The sequence below is a fragment of the Pseudomonas sp. LSJ-87 genome, from assembly GCF_032971465.1.
Lineage (GTDB): Bacteria > Pseudomonadota > Gammaproteobacteria > Pseudomonadales > Pseudomonadaceae > Aquipseudomonas > Aquipseudomonas putida_Z.
In genome coordinates, this window is sequence record NZ_JAWJYQ010000119.1 from 1 (window position 1) to 295 (window position 295).

The window sequence follows — 295 nt, forward strand, 5'->3', positions numbered from 1 at the left end:
TCTGGTCATCAAACTGAGCAATGGCGAGACCATCACCATTGCGGCTGGCTCGAAGGAAGCCTCGATCACCATCGATGCGCCAAGCGATGATGTGTATGTCGATGCTGAAGTCCTTCAGGTAAAAATGACCGAAACTTCGGGTGGTGACTTCGAGAAGCTGAATGTAAACAGCGGCGCAGCGGTGACCAAGGTCACTGACACCATCGACACCACTACCGTGACGCTGACGGCGACTTCGACCGTCGCTGAAGGTGGTGTGGTCACTTACACCGCGTCGGTCAACCACAAGGTCACC

The 295-nt window shown here is 55.3% G+C and carries 1 protein-coding gene; it reads left to right on the top strand.

All coding sequences use genetic code 11. The annotated features are described in order from the left end of the window. A partial coding sequence (locus RYH74_RS26335; RefSeq protein WP_317410628.1) for an immunoglobulin-like domain-containing protein occupies positions 1-295 on the top strand: 295 nt, incomplete at both ends.